17 protein-coding genes are annotated in these 19,571 nt (G+C 59.1%); 2 read left to right on the top strand and 15 right to left on the bottom strand.

Going from position 1 to position 19,571, the window contains the following annotated elements:
* Positions 1–29: 29 nt before the first annotated feature.
* The 15 genes from ACQRBV_RS08645 to ACQRBV_RS08575 form a co-directional block, all read right to left on the bottom strand.
* The gene (locus ACQRBV_RS08645) at positions 30–1,061 is read right to left on the bottom strand and encodes a DUF5924 family protein (RefSeq protein ID WP_060756474.1); all 1,032 of its coding nucleotides are present in this window, start codon (positions 1,059–1,061) and stop codon (positions 30–32) included.
* 68 nt (positions 1,062–1,129) lie between these two features.
* Positions 1,130–2,515: a M16 family metallopeptidase gene (locus ACQRBV_RS08640; protein WP_244701298.1), complete on the bottom strand. Its 1,386-nt coding sequence runs from the start codon at positions 2,513–2,515 to the stop codon at positions 1,130–1,132.
* A 58-nt stretch (positions 2,516–2,573) separates the two neighbouring features.
* Positions 2,574–4,232, bottom strand: a complete 1,659-nt coding sequence (locus tag ACQRBV_RS08635; protein WP_060756472.1) for a Na/Pi cotransporter family protein — start codon at positions 4,230–4,232, stop codon at positions 2,574–2,576.
* A gap of 212 nt (positions 4,233–4,444) precedes the next feature.
* Positions 4,445–5,212 carry a TerC family protein gene (locus tag ACQRBV_RS08630; protein ID WP_060756471.1) on the bottom strand — a complete coding sequence of 256 codons (768 nt, stop codon included), beginning with the start codon at positions 5,210–5,212 and terminating at the stop codon, positions 4,445–4,447.
* Between the two features lie 64 nt (positions 5,213–5,276).
* Positions 5,277–6,584, bottom strand: coding sequence for a CitMHS family transporter (locus tag ACQRBV_RS08625; protein ID WP_060756470.1), 1,308 nt, complete (start codon positions 6,582–6,584; stop codon positions 5,277–5,279).
* Positions 6,585–6,873: 289 nt separating this feature from the next.
* Entirely contained in the window at positions 6,874–8,835 is a 1,962-nt protein-coding gene (locus ACQRBV_RS08620) for a DUF4105 domain-containing protein (protein ID WP_411985771.1), read from the bottom strand.
* Positions 8,832–9,152, bottom strand: coding sequence for a DUF2388 domain-containing protein (locus tag ACQRBV_RS08615; RefSeq protein WP_060756468.1), 321 nt, complete (start codon positions 9,150–9,152; stop codon positions 8,832–8,834). Before ACQRBV_RS08615 ends, ACQRBV_RS08620 begins: the two co-directional genes overlap by 4 nt.
* A gap of 26 nt (positions 9,153–9,178) precedes the next feature.
* Positions 9,179–9,487, bottom strand: a complete 309-nt coding sequence (locus tag ACQRBV_RS08610; RefSeq protein ID WP_081087082.1) for a DUF2388 domain-containing protein — start codon at positions 9,485–9,487, stop codon at positions 9,179–9,181.
* A gap of 105 nt (positions 9,488–9,592) precedes the next feature.
* Positions 9,593–9,913, bottom strand: coding sequence for a DUF2388 domain-containing protein (locus ACQRBV_RS08605; RefSeq protein WP_060756467.1), 321 nt, complete (start codon positions 9,911–9,913; stop codon positions 9,593–9,595).
* Between the two features lie 329 nt (positions 9,914–10,242).
* The gene (locus ACQRBV_RS08600) at positions 10,243–10,458 is read right to left on the bottom strand and encodes a DUF1127 domain-containing protein (RefSeq protein WP_003170833.1); all 216 of its coding nucleotides are present in this window, start codon (positions 10,456–10,458) and stop codon (positions 10,243–10,245) included.
* A 318-nt stretch (positions 10,459–10,776) separates the two neighbouring features.
* A complete protein-coding gene (locus ACQRBV_RS08595) occupies positions 10,777–12,270 on the bottom strand; it encodes an acetyl-CoA hydrolase/transferase family protein (protein WP_060756466.1) in 1,494 nt (497 codons plus the stop codon).
* A gap of 180 nt (positions 12,271–12,450) precedes the next feature.
* The gene (locus ACQRBV_RS08590) at positions 12,451–13,887 is read right to left on the bottom strand and encodes an NAD(P)(+) transhydrogenase (Re/Si-specific) subunit beta (protein ID WP_060756465.1); all 1,437 of its coding nucleotides are present in this window, start codon (positions 13,885–13,887) and stop codon (positions 12,451–12,453) included.
* The gene (locus tag ACQRBV_RS08585; protein WP_025854291.1) at positions 13,887–14,207 is read right to left on the bottom strand and encodes an NAD(P) transhydrogenase subunit alpha; all 321 of its coding nucleotides are present in this window, start codon (positions 14,205–14,207) and stop codon (positions 13,887–13,889) included. Before ACQRBV_RS08585 ends, ACQRBV_RS08590 begins: the two co-directional genes overlap by 1 nt.
* Positions 14,208–14,222: 15 nt before the next feature.
* The gene (locus ACQRBV_RS08580) at positions 14,223–15,344 is read right to left on the bottom strand and encodes a Re/Si-specific NAD(P)(+) transhydrogenase subunit alpha (protein WP_060756464.1); all 1,122 of its coding nucleotides are present in this window, start codon (positions 15,342–15,344) and stop codon (positions 14,223–14,225) included.
* A 453-nt stretch (positions 15,345–15,797) separates the two neighbouring features.
* Entirely contained in the window at positions 15,798–16,697 is a 900-nt protein-coding gene (locus ACQRBV_RS08575; RefSeq protein WP_411985772.1) for a LysR family transcriptional regulator, read from the bottom strand.
* A 157-nt stretch (positions 16,698–16,854) separates the two neighbouring features.
* On the opposite strand from ACQRBV_RS08575, the gene ACQRBV_RS08570 reads away from it, so the two are divergent.
* Together ACQRBV_RS08570 and ACQRBV_RS08565 are read left to right on the top strand one after the other, a co-directional pair.
* Positions 16,855–18,036 carry an acyl-CoA dehydrogenase gene (locus tag ACQRBV_RS08570; RefSeq protein ID WP_010207882.1) on the top strand — a complete coding sequence of 394 codons (1,182 nt, stop codon included), beginning with the start codon at positions 16,855–16,857 and terminating at the stop codon, positions 18,034–18,036.
* Positions 18,037–18,048: 12 nt separating this feature from the next.
* Positions 18,049–19,269 carry a CaiB/BaiF CoA transferase family protein gene (locus ACQRBV_RS08565; protein WP_090367684.1) on the top strand — a complete coding sequence of 407 codons (1,221 nt, stop codon included), beginning with the start codon at positions 18,049–18,051 and terminating at the stop codon, positions 19,267–19,269.
* Positions 19,270–19,571: the final 302 nt, after the last annotated feature.

The following is a 19,571-nucleotide window of genomic DNA, read 5'->3' as shown; positions in this document are numbered from 1 at the left end:
CACAATTGCTACGTAATAGCACGATCCGCCTACTTCGGGTTGTCCGTTTGTGCGGTGTCAGTGACTTTGAAGCGCAACACGCCGATGACTTGCCCGTCTTCGGTCAGCACGCGCACTTGCCAGCGGCCCACCGAATCCGCTGGGAAGTTCTGCTTATGGGTCCAGGCGCGATAGCCTTCCTTGCGCCCGCCGTGGATATCCAGGGCAATGCGATCAACCTCTTTGCCATTGAATTTCCACACATGATAGATCCGCTCATCCAAGCCGCGCGGCGCGTTGATCGCGGTATAGGCGTACAGCCCGTCGCTGCGCAGTTGGGCGGCGTTGACCTCCTTGAGGTCATCGCCGGGCGTGCGATCTTGCAGTTGGGTGCTGATAGCCACCTCGGTCATCCACAACGTGGCCGGCGGCACCCAGGTGCGCAGGAACCAGCCGGCGCAACCAATGGCCGCCGTCACCCCCAGCAGCATCGCCCAGCCTTTGACGCTGCGCAGCGGCAGGCTTGCGGCCAGGCTTGGGATCGACAGTGCCATGGCCACGCCCAGGGCCAATTTGTAACTTTCGGCGGTGGTCAGGTGCAGGATGATCGGCAGCGCAGTGAGCAGCGCGGCGAACAGGGTCAAGGTGTGCAGTGCGAGGAACAGCGAGCGCTTGGGCGCCAGCCACTTGTAGTACAGCGGGTCGGTGATCGACACCAGTGCCGCTGCGCCGAGTAAACCGGTGAAGATCGATTGGCCGCTGTTCCAGGTGGTGGTGACAAAGAAAAACGGCAACACAAAAAACAGACTCTCCTGATGGATCATCTGGGTGGCGTAGCGCAACAGGGGCTCGGGGATTTCCCGGTTGAAGACTTTGGCAAACAGTTGGGTAAAGCTGTTCTCCAGCATCAGCCACAGCCAGCTCACTAGCATGATCACCGCGATCCAACTGGCCATGCCTTGCTGGCGATCCACCAGAATGAAGCTGCACACGCCCGAGATAAAACCGCCGAGTGCGATCACCCCGGGGTAGCGCTTGATCAGCTCCAGGATTCGCTGGATAAGGGGCGGCAGGTTTGGCATGGGCGGTTCACAGTCGGAGTAGGAAAAATCGCCGGACAGAATAACGTCTTAGCCTGGTGTGCGGTGCTTCATTGCGTGATCCGTTTGCGATAAAGCCTGAGGCCAATCAATAGCATGGCGATCAGTCCCAGCACGCCGGCACCGATCCACGTCAGGGCGTCATAGCTCAATAGCGGCTTTTCGATGCGCCAATAGCCCGGCTGGTTGAAGACTTGGCGCATGGCCTGGTTGGTTTGCTCAAGGTTAACCGCCTTGATGCGTTTGACCGGGTCGCTGAAGTGTCCGTCGGCGTAGTCGCCCGATGCGCGCCAGTAATAGTCGGCCAACTCGCTGTTGCCCTGCACGGCCCAGGCTTGGCGCGCGATGGCGGCTTGTTGCAGGCGGCTGAAAGTGGCGGGGTCGAGGCCGTCCTTGAGCAATTGCGTCTTGAGGTCTTGCAGTACCTGTTCCGCTTCGCCGAGGTCGCCCCGTTCAAGGTCGGCATTCAGGCTCAGGAAACCTACGCCGCCGAGCACTTCGCGCTCACTCCAGGGGCCATAGGACAAACCGTGCTTGAGGCGCAGTTGGCGGTACAACGCCCAGTCGAGGTAGTCCTTGAGCAGGTCGTAGGTTTCATCATGCTGGTCGTCCAGCACCGGTTCCGGGAACAGCCAGTGCAACTTGGCGCCGTTACCGAGCCAGCCGTGGATCAAGTCACGGTGGCTGGCGGCGGCGTGCTGGATCTCCGGCAGCGGCCGATGCTCGCTCGGCTCCACCGGCTCAAGTTGGCCATAGGTGCGTTCCAGATAGGCCGGCAGCACCTTGTCGAGTTCGCCGACGATGATCAGGGTCATGTTGTTGGGGGCGTACCAATTTTTGCGCAGCGCCTCCAACTGATTGCGGGTCAGGTGGTTGACCTGAGCCCGTTCGGCGCATTTGAGTCCCAGTTCGACAGCCAGTTGATTGCTGGCGCTGTGGCCCAGGTCCTGGCGGTCGAGCAAGCGTTGCAGGTGCGAGTAATGGCCTCCGTCTTCGCGTTCGACCACTTGCTTGGCCGCATTGATGTGCGCGTCGGTGAGTTCGGTGCGGGTAATGATGGCCAGCAGCAGGTCCAGCACCTTGCGCTGGTTTTGTGCCGGCGCCTCGATCACAAAGGTGGTGTCGGCGTTGCTGGTGTAGGCATTCCATTCGCCGCCCAAGGCTTGCATACGGTCTTCGAGGTCACCCTCGCCTGCGCCGTCGATGCCGCTGAAGAGCACATGTTCTAGCAGGTGCGGCAGTTCTTTGTCCTCACAACTGAAGTCATCCAGGCCGACACCGACCACCAGGCGGATGGCCACGTGCCCGCGTTCGGTGCCCGGCTTGAGCAGCACTTGCAGGCCGTTGGGCAAGGTGTAGCCCTCGACGTGCAGGCGGTCAAAGGCAAAGGTATATGCCGAACCCATGAGCAGGCAGGCGAATAACAGGCGACGCATAACAAACTTCCCGGCGGGTGAGGTCCACTGTTAACTGACTTCACGCGCCATCGTACGTTCAGGGCGAATGGGTGATGTCGGCAATATCTTCAGTGGAGAGCGCACCGGTGTCAGAGGTTTCCAGCACCACATAAGCGCTGCTGCAAAACAGCGAGTTGAGGCGCTTCATGTCGGCAATCAGTTCCAGGTGCAGGGAACTGGTCTCCAGGCTTTGTACGATCTTGCGTTGCAGGCGGCTCACATGGGCGTGAGCCAAGCGCCGTTCCTGGGCACGAAAGCGGCGCTTCTCGCGCAGCAATTGCCGGGCACTTTCCGGGTCGGCGCTGAGGAATACCGACAGCCCCAGGCGCAGGTTGGCGATCAACTGGCCGTGCAGGCCGGTGAGTTCTTCCAGGCCCACTTCGGAAAACTGCCGGCGCTGGGAGGTTTTCTGCTGCTGGACTTTGCGCAGCATGCGTTCGATCAGGTCGCCGGCCAGTTTCAAGTTGATCGACAACTCGATGATCTCGGCCCAGCGGCGGCTGTCGTGTTCACTGAGGTCTTCGCGGGGCATTTGCGCGAGGTACAGCTTGATCGCGCTGTAGAGCGCCTCGACGTCATCGCTGAGACTGCGCATTTCCTGGGTGATGGCGGTCTGCTTGCCGCGTAGCACCTCTTGCATGGCGGTGAGCATGTTGTCGATCAGGTCGCCCAGGCGCAGGGTTTCGCGGGCGGCGTTGGCCAGGGCCAGGCTGGGTGTATCCAGGGCGGCCGGGTCCAGATGGCGAGGCTTGGCTTTGCCATTGGTCTCCGGCTGTTCCGGCAGCAGCCAGGCGCAGAGACGGGCCATCGGGCCGATGCTGGGCAGCAGGATCAAGCAGCGGCTGACGTTGTAGAGCAGATGGAAGGTGATGACCATGCCCTGGGTGCTGAAGTCCAAACCATCCATCCAGCGTACGAGGGGGTCGAGTATCGGAATGATCAGCAACAGGCCGATGAGTTTGTACAACAGGCTGCCCAGGGCCACCTGGCGTCCGGCGGCGTTCTGCATGTTGGTGCTGAGGAAGGCCAGCACGCCGCTGCCGATGTTGGCACCGATCACCAGGCCGATGGCCACGTGCAGGCCGATCACGCCGGCACCGGCCAGGGTCGCGGTCAGCAGCACAGCGGCCAGGCTGGAGTATGAAATCATCGCGAACAGGGCGCCGACCAGGGCATCGAGCAAGATATCGCCGGTCAGCGAGGCAAAGATGACTTTGACGCCCTGGGCATGGGTAATCGGCCCGGCGGCTTCGACAATCAATTGCAGCGCCAGAATGATCAGGCCCAGGCCGATGCCGACACGGCCCATCTGCCCTGCCCGCGTCTGTTTGCGCGACAGGAAGAAAATCACCCCGAGAAAAATCAACAGCGGCGAAAGCCAGGACAAATCGAACGTCAGCACCCGCGCCATCAATGCTGTACCGACGTCGGCGCCGAGCATGGTTGCCAGGGCGGGCATCAACCCCATCAAGCCCTGGCCGACAAACGAAGTCACCAGCATGGCCGTGGCGTTACTGCTCTGCACCATGGCCGTCACCAGGATCCCGGCGACAAACGCCAACCAGCGTTTGGACATGTTCTGCCCGATGACTTGGCGCAAGTTGGAACCGTAGACCCGCAAGATGCCGGTACGGACGATGTGCGTGCCCCAGATCAGCAGGGTCACGGCGGAAAGCAGATTGAGCAAGGTCAGCATGCTCGGCCCCCCGTATAGGTGCGCTCCAAAAAGAGCGAAGGAAAGTTGCCGCGTGCCGTTCTACGTCTTGTAGTTAAGCTGTAGTTGGCGAATGGGCTCTGCGCCAGCATCGCATAGCTAAAGTGAGGTTTGAAATAAAACTGTCATGAAATCGACTTTTCGTGGATGAAAAAAAAGAGGCTTAAAAAGCCTCTTTTTTTGTCTGGCTCGGGTTATTGACCCGGAATGTCCTTGCGCAGTTTCACCGGCTCCTGCTGTTTCTTCTTTTTCGCAATGGCGGTGCGCATCTTGATGTTGATCGCTTCCACCGCCAGCGAGAACGCCATGGCGAAGTAGACGTAGCCTTTTGGCACGTGCACGTCGAAGGATTCGGCGATCAGCACTGTACCCACCACCAGCAGGAACGACAGCGCCAGCATTTTCAGCGACGGGTGCTTGTCGATGAATTCGCTGATGGTGCCGGCGGCCATCATCATCACCAGTACGGCGACGATGATCGCGGCCACCATGACCGGAACATGGGACACCATGCCGACGGCGGTGATCACCGAGTCCAGGGAGAACACGATGTCGATGATCGCGATCTGGATAATGGTGTAGATGAACTTGCCACCGGCACCCTTGGGCTCGTCGTGAGTTTCGTCTTCGCCTTCGAGCGCGTGGTACATCTCCTGGGAGCTTTTCCACAACAGGAACAAGCCACCGAAGAACAGGATCAGGTCGCGCCCGGAAATGCCTTGGCCAAACACCACGAACAGATCGGCGGTGAGTTGCATCACCCAGGTGATCGACAGCAGCAACAGAATTCGCGTGACCATGGCCAGGGCCAGGCCGAAGATCCGGGTGCGGGCCTGCATATGCTTGGGCATGCGGCTGACCAGGATCGAAATCATGATGATGTTATCGATACCCAGGACGATCTCGAGGGCCGTCAGGGTGAAGAAGGCAATCCAGATTTCCGGATTGGTCAGCCATTCCATGTGTATTCCTTTGAGCGAGTGTTAAACCGCGCGGCTGTCGCGCCGCGCGGTGGGGTTGTTACGGTTATAGAGTGCTGAACAGCGGAAAAATCCCCATCAGCAACGCGGCGAACATTATGCACAGGCACACCAGCACTGCCCACTTGAGGGTGAAGCGCTGGTGATCGCCAAACTCGATGCCGGCCAGGGCCACCAGCAGGTAGGTCGAGGGTACCAACGGGCTCAGCAAGTGCACGGGCTGGCCAACGATGGAGGCGCGGGCCATTTCCACGGCGGTGATGCCGTAGTGGCTGGCGGCTTCGGCGAGTACTGGCAGTACGCCGTAGTAGAACGCATCGTTGGACATGAAGAAGGTGAACGGCATGCTCACCAACGCGGTGATCACCGCCAGGTAAGGGCCCAGCGCATCCGGGATGACCGCCAGCAGGCTCTTGGACATGGCGTCGACCATGCCGGTGCCTGACAGGATGCCGGTGAAGATACCGGCGGCGAAGATCAGCCCGACGACCGCCAGCACGCTCCCTGCGTGGGCCGCGACGCGGTCCTTCTGCTGTTGCAGGCACGGGTAGTTGACGATCATGGCGATACTGAACGCCACCATGAACAGCACCGGCAGCGGCAGCAGGCCTGCGATCAGGGTGCACATCAGGGCGAAGGTCAGCGCGCCGTTGAACCAGATCAACTTTGGACGACGGGCGTCCGGGTATTGCGAGACGCTGATCTCGCTGTGGTCGATCTCGTCGCCCTGCAGGTGCAGCTCACCCAAGCGGGCACGCTCACGCTTGCCGTACAGGTAGGCAATCACCAGGATGGCAACCACACCAGCGGCCATGGCCGGGATCATCGGTACGAAGATGTCCGAGGGGTCCACATGCAGTGCGCTGGCGGCGCGTGCGGTCGGACCGCCCCAAGGCGTCATGTTCATCACGCCACCGGCGAGGATGATCAAGCCGGCCATGATTCGCGGGCTCATGCCGATGCGCTGGTACAACGGCAGCATGGCGGCCACGCAAATCATGTAAGTGGTGGCGCCGTCACCATCGAGGGACACCACCAGGGCCAGGACGGCGGTGCCGACCGAGACTTTCAGTGGGTCGCCCTTGACCATCTTGAGGATCTTGCGCACGGCCGGGTCGAACAGGCCGGAGTCGATCATCAGGGCAAAATAGAGAATGGCGAACATCAGCATCACGCCGGTCGGCGCAAGCTTGGTGATGCCCGCGAGCATCATCGGGCCTATCTCCGGTGCAAAGCCACCAAACAAGGCGAACAGGATCGGTACGATGATCAAGGCGATCAGCGCGGACAGGCGCTTGGTCATGATCAGGAACATGAACGTAATGACCATGGCAAAGCCAAGGAAAGTCAGCATAGGGAAACTCCAGGCGTAGCGCGGCTAGGGAATGGCGAACCGGGTGGGGTCAGCGCAGAACGAAAAGCACGAGGCGTACGGGGGGAGTAGGGCTGAACAGGCGGGTACGGACGGACATCGGGAATCACCATTGTTGTTGTTAACAGTCGGTCTGTTGCCGACAGTGGGGCGATCCTAGACTTGAAACCTTTCAACCAGCTTTCGCTGAGTAAACAGGTGGTGGTGGACAGATGCGCGGTCTATGAATTTATGTAGATCCCACATTTGGACGGTGTTTGGCAGTGATTTTTCAGGGCAGTTCGAGGCCGCCGGCGGCCTTGTGCAGCTGGCGCAGATGCTCGCCCATTTGCTTGAGGTTGGCTTCGCAGGCGGCAATCTCGTCGGCACGGGAAGGGTCCAGCAGCGCCCTGACCTCTTTATCCAGATCGCCGGTCAACGACTGCAATTGCTTTTGGCGCTCGGCGCTTTCCGATTCCAGGCGTTTGGACTCCGACGGCTGCGGCAGGCCGTAGCCACCGCTGCCCAGCAGTTCAGCCGGACGGCTGAGGAAGCCACTGTTGGCGAGGATTTGCTGCAGGGTGTTGTTGGCTTGTTCCATGCCACCGTTTTTCAGCTCGCGGGCGCTGAGGTAGCGTTGCTTGACTTCGTCCTGAGCCAGCATCAGTTGCCTGCGATAGCTGGCTTGTTCCAGCAGTAGCAGTGCGGCGCTGGTGCGTAAGTCGGCCTGGCTGAACCACTGTCGTCGCTCGGCCGCACTCAGGGACAGCCAATCTTCAACCTGGGTCTGCTGGATTGGCAGGCGTTTGCGCAGCACATCAAACATTGCCTGATAGCGTTCGCGGAACGAGTCGAAGTGATAGCCCAGGCGCAATGCCTCGCGCTTGTCGTCAAGTACGCTGGTATCGGCCAGGCCGCGTGCGCTGAGTACTTCCAGCAAGCCGTTGGGGGTGATGTTATCCAGGCCGGTCAGTTGTGGATTGGCGCTGCCGCTGCGCAACAGTTTCAGGCTTTCCACCGCGCAGTTGTTGGAAATGAAGAAGTAGTTGCCGTCGTAGCTCCAGTGCATTTCGGCGGCGTGCTCGACGGTGTCGGTGATCTCCTGGCGGTTGAGCTTCAGTGGCACCGAGGCCAGGCCGCGCAGTTCCGTCTTGGTGTACTCATCGATCACTTGGGCCAGCGGCAGTACGAACAATCGCGACGGGTATTTGCCGACCAGGCCATCCCAGCTCGACAGTTGCACGTCACCCACGAAAGCGCGGTACGACAGCACCAGGTGTTGGTCGAGGTCCAGGCGACAGTCCGGGCCGCGCGGGCGGCCCGGTGCGCAGATCACCAGGCGCAACATGCTGTGGCCCCAGCGGCTCACCAGGTTCTGGTTGGCTTCGGCCAGCAGGTAGTCGATTTCGTAGACGCGCTCGGGGTCGACCTGACCCAGCGGCGTCTTGGCAAAGTCGTTGCCGGCATTCAGGAACGCGTAGGTCTTGGCGCAGGTGTCCTGCTCAGGTGGTGCCCAGCCGAAGTGTTCCTTGTAGTAGCGAAACAGCGCAGGGCGGCGGCAGGCGTAGCTGGGGTCGAGGAGAAAATACTCCATGTTGACCGCTACGAACTCCAGTGGGCTGGTGGTTTCGTAGAGATCCGGGCTGCGCGCAACTTGATGGTTGTGTTGCTCGCGCTCACCGCGACGGCCGACGTATTGCGGCCAGCCGGCTAGGTCGAGCAGGCGGGGGTCGTCGCTGAGGGTAAAGCGGCGGTCATTCTGACCCCGGCATTGATCGGGCAGGCCGATCAGGCCGGTGATGTTGTTCTGGCGGCTGCAGCGATTGATCAGAGCGCGGTCGTCTTTGGACCATAGGCGTGCACGATCGTAGATATGGGTCAGTTCATGCAGCACAGTGGCGAGCATTTCCCGGCGCACGGTGCCGTGGGGGCGATTGGTTTTCTGGGTGGCGGCGCTGCCATCGGTCAGGCTGGCGAGCAGGTTCCGGTTGAGGTCCAACTCGGACACCAGAGAAGCCTGGCCGTAGGCGTTTTCCGGCATCTTGTCGGTCCAGCCGACATCGATGCGCCGGTCCAACTGCTCGATAAAGCGCGGCGGCAAAGAGCGCATCGCTTCATCGAGCAACGCCTGGCTGGCCTGCTGTTCGGCCGGGCTCAAACCCTCGGTTATGAGCCTCAGTTGCAGGCTGGCCTGGGCGGTACCTGCACACAGCAGCACAGCCCAGGCCAGTAGCCAGGCGGCGACGCGCCTCACAGTGCGAGGATGGCTTCAGCGAGAGTCTGGTCACTGGCATCGCGGGCTTCAGGTACGCGAGTTCGCAGGGTGTCGAAAGCAGCTTCCAGTTGGGCGCCGCGGATCTCGCCATTGGAGGCGACGAAACTGGCTGCATCATCGTGGGCTTCACGCACGATTTTGGAATCGCGGATGGAGGTGGTGGTGTCCGAAGTGAAATCAATCGTGCGGGCCGAAGCTCGTACGATGATGTTACTGGTGGCTTTCAGGGTTTGCGCGTGGGCGACATCGGCCAACAACAGCAGGCCGAGAGCGGCGGCGATCAGCGGGCTACGCATGGACTAACTCCAGAATACAAAGATGACTATTGGACGAGAATTGCTTGCGCCAGTTCAAGGTCGCTGGCGTTAAGTTTTGGCTGGGTACGGCGCAGGTAATCCAGTGCGGATTCCAGTCGGGCGCCCCGCCATTGGCCGTCTGTGGCTATATACGCGGCAGCGTCATCCCGGGCGGCCAGTATTCTTTTTCTGTCAAAGGGCGCTGATGTCACCTTGCTGGTGGCATAGGCACTGATGACGGTGCTCTGGGTGGACACATCAAAGGCTGATGCCAGTGGTGACCAGCAGGCGCAAATCAATACAGGAACAAACAACAGGCGGTATGAAAATGCCATGGGTCTCGACAACTGAAAGCGAGCGCCAAGGCTAGCGCAATGCCCGGGCGAGAGCCAGCGGCGATGCGTCCGGGAGCGGCGGCGCTCCCGGAATTTCATCTGCGATCAGATTGCCAGGATTGCCTGGGCCAACTGCGCATCAGTCGCGGTATTCAACTGTGGCGCTTGTTGGCGGATGTGAGCCAGGGCGCTTTCCAGTTTCACGCCACGGATGGCGCCTTCGCTGGCGACGAAGCTGGCGGCGTCGTCACGGGCGGCTTGTACCACCTTGTGGTCACGCAAGGAGGAGGTTGCATCGGAGCTGGCATCGGAAGTGGCTTTGAGCGCACCGACGATCGAGTCAGTGGTCACGATGAGGCTGCTCGCGTTGGCGTTGGCAGTGATGGCCAACAGGGCAGCAGCACTCAGCAGGCGGAGACGGGACATGGGTTAACTCCTGTAGATAGACAAATAATGCGGCGCAGAGCGGCCACTGTGAAACGGACATGGGTGCTATTGGGCATCAGACGTCTGTTCTACAAAGTTCGCCACGTGGTGGTGGATATTAAGCCGTCTTCTGTCCGTTCGGAAGCCTGCAATTTAATTGTACTGGTAGTTTTTAGATTTTATAAAACTGTACTAGTCCACGTAAACCAGGCCGCTGATTCGGCGCCCATAAACAGCAAAGCCCGCCTCCGGTTTCCCGGGGCGGGCTTTGCTTTGACAAATCAGGGTGCTGGCGGTGGACCCGGCGGGTCAGGGCCAGCGGGCGCCAATTAGCGCCAGAACGGCTTGCTCAGCTCTTCGTAGCGTTGAGCTTCGCTGATACCGGCGTCAGCCAGCAGACGCGAATCCAGACGAGCCAGTTGGTGGCGGCTGGAGATGCGGCGCTGCCACAACATCAGGTTGGCGAGAACGCGCAAAGGCAGGGAAGCCTGGGAGTTTACAGCTTTTTCTTCGAAGAACAGTTCGGAACTGAGTGTACGTTCCATGATGACATCCTTCCGCTTGTGGCGGGATTAGGTAGTGGTTTAACTGATGCCAATGATCCTCCTCTCGCGCAAGACTCTCTAGATACAGTTCACCTGTATTGTGAGAGGCCAGTTAACTGTTTATAGGTGCTGTACTGTACGGAAATGGGGCAACTGTACCTGTCCGCACTGAAACAGTGCGAAATAGGCATTTTCGGTGAAGGGAGTAGGATAATTCGGTAGGAAAAGACCGGTACAGCAGTACAGTTTTTTACGGATGTGTGGTTTGACCTGCCGAGCTGATGAAACTGTATTTGCATCAGCCCGGATCTGTACCAATCAAGCCTTGAGCATATGCCCGGTTTCTTCCAGATTGATGTGCCAACTCAGTGCTTCGCGCAGGATGTGTGGAGTATGCCCACCGATTGCACAGGCCGCGTCGAAGTAGCGGTTGAGCGCATCGCGGTAGGCCGGGTGCACGCAGTTGTCGATGATCACGCGGGCCCGTTCCCGCGGCGCGAGGCCGCGCAGGTCGGCCAGGCCGACTTCGGTTACCAGGATGTCGACATCATGTTCGGTGTGGTCCACATGGCTGACCATCGGTACCACGCTGGAAATCGCGCCGCCCTTGGCTATCGACTTGGTCACAAAGATCGCCAGGTGTGCGTTGCGGGCGAAATCCCCGGAGCCGCCGATGCCGTTCATCATCCGCGTACCGCAGACGTGGGTGGAGTTGACGTTGCCGTAGATGTCGAATTCCAGCGCGGTATTGATACCGATAATGCCCAGGCGGCGCACCACCTCCGGATGGTTGGAGATCTCCTGCGGGCGCAGTACCAGCTTGTCTTTATAGTGTTCCAGGTTGCCGAATACATCGGCATTGCGCCGTTCCGACAGCGTGATCGAGCTGCCGGATGCAAAACTCAGCTTGCCGGCGTCGATCAGGTCGAACGTCGAATCCTGCAACACTTCCGAGTACATGGTCAGTTCTTCGAACGGCGATTCGATCAGGCCGCACATCACTGCGTTGGCGATATTGCCGATACCGGCCTGCAGCGGACCCAGTTTGTTGGTCATGCGCCCAGCGTCCACTTCCTGCTTGAGGAAGTTGATCAGGTGATTGGCGATGCCCTGCGTGTCGCTGTCGGGCGGCGTCACGGTTGAGGCTGAGTCGGCCTGGTTGGTGATCACAATGGCGACGATTTTTTCCGGTGGGATCGGAATTGCAGTGCTGCCGATGCGGTCGTCGACTTTGACCAGCGGAATCGGTGTGCGCGTCGGCCGATAAGTCGGGATATAGATGTCGTGCAGCCCTTCCAAGTTCGGGTTGTGCGCCAGGTTGATCTCGACGATGACCTGCTTGGCGAATATCGCAAAGCTGGCCGAGTTGCCCACGGAGGTGGTCGGTACGATGTGCCCTTGTTCGGTAATCGCCACGGCTTCGATCACCGCGATGTCCGGCAACTTGAGTTGGTTGTTGCGCAGTTGCTCGACCGTTTCCGACAAATGCTGGTCGATAAACATCACTTCGCCGGCGTTAATCGCCTTGCGTAGGGTGCTGTCGACCTGGAATGGCATGCGACGGGACAGCACGCCGGCTTCGGTCAGCTGTTTGTCCAGGTCGTTGCCCAGGCTGGCGCCGGTCATCAGGGTGATTTTCAGTGGAGAGGTCTTGGCGCGTTCCGCCAGTGCATGCGGAACGGCCTTGGCTTCACCGGCACGGGTGAAGCCGCTCATGCCGACGGTCATGCCGTCCTCGATCAGTGCGGCGGCGTCGGCCGGGCTCATGACCTTATTCAACAGCGAAGGCAAGCGGATACGATCACGGTACATGAATGGTTATCTCAGGCTACGGAAGCAAGGTGCGCAGTTTAGTGATTTCAAAAAAATTCGGCCCGCTACCATGGTCGAATGCCGGGCAGCGATTTAGAGCCTTTGGTCGGGTTTCATCAGGCCAATAAAAAACCCCAGCCTACCGGAGGCCAGGGTTTTGGGTATTGCGCTGGCGCAGTGTTATTCGACGGCCTTGACCATATCTTCGATGACCTTCTTGGCGTCGCCGAAGACCATCATGGTCTTGTCCAGGTAGAACAACTCGTTATCCAGGCCGGCATAACCGCTGGCCATCGAACGTTTGTTGACGATGATCGTCTTGGCCTTGAACGCTTCGAGGATCGGCATGCCGGCGATCGGTGAGTTCGGGTCGTTCTTGGCGGCTGGGTTGACCACGTCGTTGGCGCCCAACACCAGCACCACATCGGCCTGGCCGAATTCAGAGTTGATGTCTTCCATCTCGAACACTTGGTCGTAAGGCACTTCGGCCTCGGCGAGCAGCACGTTCATGTGCCCTGGCATCCGACCTGCCACGGGGTGGATCGCGTACTTCACGGTGACGCCGTGGTGGGTCAGCTTCTCGGTCAGCTCCTTGAGCGCGTGTTGCGCCCGAGCCACCGCGAGGCCATAGCCCGGCACGATGATCACGGTGTCGGCGTTGGTCAGCAGGAACGTCGCGTCGTCGGCCGAGCCCGACTTCACTGGGCGCGCTTCCTTGGAACCGGTCGCCGCGCCGGCGTCCGAGGTATTGCCGAAACCCCCCAGCAATACATTAAAGAAGGAGCGGTTCATTGCCTTGCACATGATGTACGAGAGGATCGCGCCGCTGGAGCCTACCAGGGAGCCGGCGATGATCAGCATCGAGTTGTTCAGCGAGAAGCCGATACCCGCCGCTGCCCAGCCGGAGTAGCTGTTGAGCATCGATACGACGACGGGCATGTCGGCGCCGCCAATCGGGATGATGATCAGCACGCCGAGCACGAAGGCCAGGGCCAGCATCAGCGCGAACGCTGTGAGGTTGCCCGTGAACATGAACGCCAGGCCCAGGCCCAATGTTGCGAGGCCGAGCACCAGGTTCAGCTTGTGCTGGCCGCCGAACTGTACGGGTGCGCCCTGGAACAGGCGGAACTTGTACTTGCCCGACAGTTTGCCGAACGCGATCACTGAGCCTGAGAAGGTAATCGCACCGATGGCGGCACCGAGGAACAGCTCCAGGCGGTTGCCGGCAGGGATCGAGTCGCCCAGGTGTTTGACGATACCCAGGGATTGCGGCTCGACCACGGCGGCAATCGCGATGAACACGGCTGCCAGGCCGATCATGCTGTGCATGAAGGCTACCAGCTCCGGCATCTTGGTCATTTCTACGCGCTTGGCCATGATCGAGCCGGCCGTGCCGCCGATCAGCAGGCCGACAATCACGTAGCCGATACCGGCGGTGGCCAGCTCCGCGCCGAGCTTATAGATGAGGCCTACGGTGGTGAGTACAGCCAGCGCCATGCCGAGCATGCCGAACAGGTTGCCACGTCGCGAGGTGGTGGGGTGCGACAGGCCTTTGAGGGCCTGGATGAAGCAGATCGACGCGATCAGGTAGAGCGTCGTTACCAGGTTCATACTCATTACTTCTGCACCTCTTCTTTAACTTTGGGCGCTTTCTTCTTGAACATCTCCAGCATCCTGCGAGTGACCAGGAAGCCGCCGAATACGTTGACCGCCGCCAGGGCGACAGCCAGGGTGCCCATGGTCTTGCCCAGTGGCGTCACGGTGAGTGCCGCGGCCAGCATGGCGCCGACGATGACAATTGCGGAAATAGCGTTGGTCACGGCCATCAATGGCGTGTGCAGTGCGGGGGTAACGTTCCAGACCACGTGATAACCGACATAAATGGCCAGCACAAAGATGATCAGGTTGTAGATACCGGGGGAGATAAGCTCTTCCATCGTCTGAGTCCCTGCTTAGGCGTTTTTGCGGATGACTTGGCCGTCGCGGCACATCAGGCACGCGGCGACGATGTCGTCTTCGAGGTTGATTTCAAACTGCCCTTCCTTGGTGAAGACCAGCTTCAGGAAGTCCAGCAGGTTGCGCGCATACAAGGCAGACGCGTCCGCGGCGACGGCACCGGCCAGGTTGGTTGGGCCGCAAATGATGACGCCGTTTTCCACCACCACCTGGTCAGCCACGGTCAGCGGGCAGTTGCCGCCTTGGGCGGCCGCGAGGTCGATGACCACTGACCCAGGCTTCATTTGTGCAACCGTTTCTGCGCTCAGCAGAGTCGGTGCCTTGCGGCCTGGAATCAACGCCGTGGTGATGATGATGTCAGCCTGCTTGGCGCGTTCGTGCACTGCCAGGGCCTGGCGCTGCATCCAGCTGCTCGGCATCGGGCGTGCGTAACCACCGACACCGACGGCGCATTCGCGCTCTTCATCGGTTTCGTACGGAACGTCGACGAACTTGGCGCCGAGGGATTCGATCTGCTCTTTGACGGCCGGGCGCACGTCGGAAGCTTCGATCACTGCACCCAGACGTTTCGCTGTCGCGATAGCCTGGAGACCGGCAACCCCGGCACCCAGGATCAGTACACGGGCAGCCTTAACGGTGCCTGCGGCGGTCATCAGCATCGGCATGAAGCGTGGGTAGTGGTGAGCGGCGAGCAACACGGCTTTATAGCCGGCAATGTTGGCCTGGGAGGACAGCACATCCAGGCTCTGGGCCCGCGACGTGCGTGGAGCGGCTTCGAGTGCGAATGCAGTGATGCCGTGCTCGGCCAGCTTGGCGATGGTTTCGTTGCTGAACGGATTGAGCATGCCCACCAATACGGTACCGCTTTTGATCAGCGCCAGTTCGCTGTCGCTGGGGGCAACCACCTTGAGAATCAGCTCGGCACCCAATGCATCGTTGGCACTGCCAATGGTTGCGCCTGCCGTTTCATAGGCACTGTCGACGATGCTGGCTTTGACGCCCGCTCCGCTTTGCACAGTGACCTTATGGCCCTGGCCGATCAGCTTCTTGATGGTTTCCGGGGTGGCAGCCACCCGCGTTTCACCGGTCTGGGTTTCGAGAGGAACACCAATGTGCACGTCAAATCTCCTGCATGATCTTTTTGCTTTTGATCTTTTTGTAAAAAGGCCAGTGCACCGCGAGTGGCGCATCTGGGGCGGCCGATCAGCACGATCCCGCTGAAATGACAGCGGGGCGCGGCATTTTGCAGGCGAACTTTACGGCCTTCAAGAGATTATGACGGGTGACGAAAAATTAACTACAAGTCACCCTGTGACTGATTGTCGCAATGCCCTGGAATAACCTCTTTAAATACAGGTGTTTAAAGGTATTCAGGTGTTTTTTTGGTTTTTTTGCATCGTTGCTGTGAATGGTCGCGTATTGGCCGTTTTAAGTCGCTACAGGCCATGTAGATTGTGGCTTTTGGCCTCATTTTTTATCAATCAGTACAGTCTGCTTAAATGCGACATATACGTATATCTGTAGGATTAAAATTTATTTGACTACACGGTCAATAATCCCTGATCTCCCCTTTAAATGCTTGGGATGTAGCGTTGTGATTGATCGATCAGCCAATCCCTGAATGCGTGCAATGACGCTGATTCGACTTTTCGATCGGGAATCATCAGGTAGTAAGCCTTCGAGCTGCTCAGTGCCTTGGCGTTGGCAATCACCAACTGCCTCTCATCCAGTTCGCGTTGGATGAGAAAGGGTGGAATCAGGGCGATGCCCATGTCATGCATGGCTGCCTGGGACAACATCGAGAATAGCTCGTAACGGGGGCCTGTCATGTCGCGGGGTATGTTCAAGTGTTGCGCGTTGAACCATTGGCGCCAGGCATAGGGTCGAGTGGTTTGCTGCAGCAGCGGCAGTTCTGCGATCTGCTGGGGGCTGAAGTGAGTGTGGGTACCCAGCAAGCGCGGGCTGCACACGGGAACCGGGTTTTCACCCATCAGTCGATGGGATTCGGTGCCGGACCAGTCGGCATCGCCAAAGTAGATTGCGGCATCGAACTCGGTGTCGGCAAACAGAAAGGGGCGCGTGCGATTGGTCAGGTTGACCGTGACTTCCGGGTGCTGGCGTTGAAAATCCTTGAGCCGTGGGATCAGCCATTGAGTGCCGAAAGTAGGGACTACGGCCAGTTCGATGACATTAGTGCCCTGCTGCCCCATGACCGACAAGGTGTCGCGTTCCACGGCATCCAATTGCATGGCGACGCGACGGCTATAGGACAGCCCTGCTTCCGTCAGCTTTACCCCGCGCCGCGAGCGCCGAAACAGCTCGACACTTAAAAACTCTTCAAGACTGGCGATCTGTCGACAGATGGCGCCCTGGGTAATGGAAAGCTCATGCGCCGCCTTGGTAAAGCTCTCGTGGCGGGCCGCCGCTTCGAAACTGACGAGGGCGGTGGTACTGGGGATTTTTCTGCGCATGTACGGTGTACTCACTTATAAAACGCGTGTGTGTGGTTCTTGGCGTTTTCGAAGTGAGAAATTAGCACAACCCTATGAGGAAACCTCGTTTGCCCTCTGCGTTTGCTCGGCCTAGGCTCCATCCACGACTTCTGATTCTTTGCGCGAGGACTTATTCATGGCTGGCAAGGCAAGCTTCAACTGGATCGATCCGCTGTTGTTGGATCAACAGCTCACCGAAGAAGAGCGCATGGTGCGTGACAGCGCTGAGCAATTTGCCCAGGACAAGCTGGCGCCGCGTGTCCTCGAAGCTTTCCGCCATGAAAAAACCGACCCTGCGATCTTCCGTGAAATGGGGGAAACCGGCCTGCTGGGGGCGATGATTCCCGAGCAGTACGGTGGCAGTGGTTTGAACTACGTCAGCTATGGGCTGATTGCGCGTGAAGTAGAGCGCGTAGATTCCGGCTATCGTTCGATGATGAGTGTGCAGTCGTCATTGGTCATGGTGCCGATCAATGAATTTGGTACTGAGGCGCAGAAGCAGAAGTACCTGCCGAAATTGGCCTCTGGCGAATGGATTGGCTGTTTTGGCCTGACCGAACCCAATCATGGGTCTGACCCGGGCGCAATGATTACCCGCGCGCGCAAGGTGGAGGGTGGCTACAGCCTGACGGGCGCCAAAATGTGGATCACCAATAGCCCCATCGCCGATGTGTTTGTGGTGTGGGGCAAGGACGATGCCGGTGATATCCGTGGTTTTGTCTTGGAGAAAGGCTGGAAAGGTCTGAGCGCTCCGGCGATTCATGGCAAGGTTGGGTTGCGTGCTTCCATCACTGGCGAGATTGTCATGGATAACGTGTTTGTGCCGGAAGAGAACATTTTTCCGGATGTACGAGGTTTGAAAGGGCCGTTCACCTGCCTCAACTCTGCACGTTACGGTATTTCCTGGGGGGCGTTGGGTGCGGCTGAATTTTGCTGGCATACCGCCCGTCAATACACCCTCGATCGTCAGCAGTTCGGCCGTCCTTTGGCGGCGACCCAGCTGATCCAGAAGAAGCTGGCCGACATGCAAACCGAGATCACTCTCGCCCTTCAAGGCTGCCTGCGTCTGGGGCGTATGAAGGATGAGGGTACGGCCGCGGTTGAGATTACCTCGATCATGAAGCGCAACTCGTGTGGCAAGTCCCTGGATATCGCGCGTATGGCGCGGGACATGCTGGGGGGGAACGGTATCTCCGATGAGTTCGGCGTCGCGCGTCACTTGGTCAACCTGGAGGTGGTGAATACCTACGAAGGTACTCATGACGTGCATGCCCTGATCCTGGGGCGTGCACAAACCGGTCTTCAGGCCTTCTATTAATAGGAGCACGGCATGGGCGCGCTTTCGCACCTGAGGGTGCTGGATTTATCGCGAGTGTTGGCGGGGCCATGGTCCGGGCAGATTCTCGCGGACCTTGGGGCGGAAGTCATCAAGGTCGAGCGGCCAGGTGTGGGCGACGATACGCGAGCATGGGGTCCGCCGTTCCTCAAGGACGCTGATGGCGAGAGCACCAGCGAGGCGGCGTATTATCTGTCGGCGAATCGTAACAAGGAGTCGGTGACCATCGATTTCACGCGGCCAGAGGGGCAGAAACTGGTACGCGACCTGGCGGCCAAGTCCGACATCCTGATCGAGAACTTCAAGGTGGGTGGGCTGGCAGCCTATGGGCTGGATTATGAGTCGCTCAAGGAGCTCAATCCGGAGCTGATCTATTGCTCGATAACGGGCTTCGGCCAGACGGGGCCTTATGCGACGCGTCCCGGTTACGACTTTATGATTCAGGGGCTGGGCGGACTCATGAGTCTGACCGGTCGACCCGAGGGTGATGATGGGGCTGGGCCGGTGAAGGTTGGCGTGGCGTTGACCGACATCCTAACGGGGCTTTACTCGACCGTGGCGATCCTCGCCGCGCTGGCTCATCGGGATCATGATGGTGGTGGCCAGCATATCGATATGGCTCTGTTGGATGTGCAGGTGGCATGTCTGGCTAACCAAGCCATGAATTACCTGACGACGGGAGTGCCGCCAAAGCGTCTTGGTAATGCGCATCCGAATATCGTGCCCTATCAGGATTTCCCCACGGCTGATGGTGACTTCATATTGACGGTGGGTAACGACGGTCAATTTCGTAAGTTCGCTGAAGTGGCCGGCCGGCCGATGTGGGCAGATGACCCGCGCTTTGCAACCAATAAGGCGCGAGTGGCCAACCGTGCAGAGCTGATTCCGTTGATTCGCCAGGCTACGGTCTTCAAGACGACGGCTGAGTGGGTGTCACAGTTGGAGCAAGTGGGCGTGCCGTGTGGGCCGATCAATGATTTGGCGCAGGTGTTCGCCGACCCTCAGGTCAGGGCGCGTGGCTTGGCGATGACGCTACCCCATGGCTTGGCGGGGGTGGTACCTCAGGTTGCCAGCCCGATCAGGTTGTCCAAGACTCCAGTGGAGTATCGGAGTGCGCCTCCTCTATTAGGTGAGCATACCGTCAAGGTGCTGCAAGACGTTCTGGGATTGATGCCGGCCAGTGTCGCTGCTTTAAGAGAGGCAGGAGTAATCTGAAAGCGGTCTTCTATATAGAAGGCGCTGGAGCGGCTTGGTTGTTTTTTGAACAAAGGCAACTGTTTGATAGGAAAGAAGAATTAATGGTTGACGGCGAATTATATCTGTCTATAATTCGCCCCACTTCCGGCGCTGTCGAAACTGAAAACTCCTTGATAAACAAGAAGTTACGAAGATTCTGACAGCGAATAGCTTCAGTTCATCGAAGCCCAGAAGGAGTTGATCGGGCGGTGTTGTTTGGCTCTATCAACGGTTCGATCTTCTCGGTCGAAAGCGGAGAAAAAGAGGTGTTGACAGCAGCG

The sequence above is a fragment of the Pseudomonas sp. R11F genome, from assembly GCF_050312575.1.
GTDB classification, from domain to species: Bacteria; Pseudomonadota; Gammaproteobacteria; order Pseudomonadales; family Pseudomonadaceae; genus Aquipseudomonas; species Aquipseudomonas palleroniana.
This window is presented reverse-complemented; position numbering and strand designations above follow the sequence as displayed.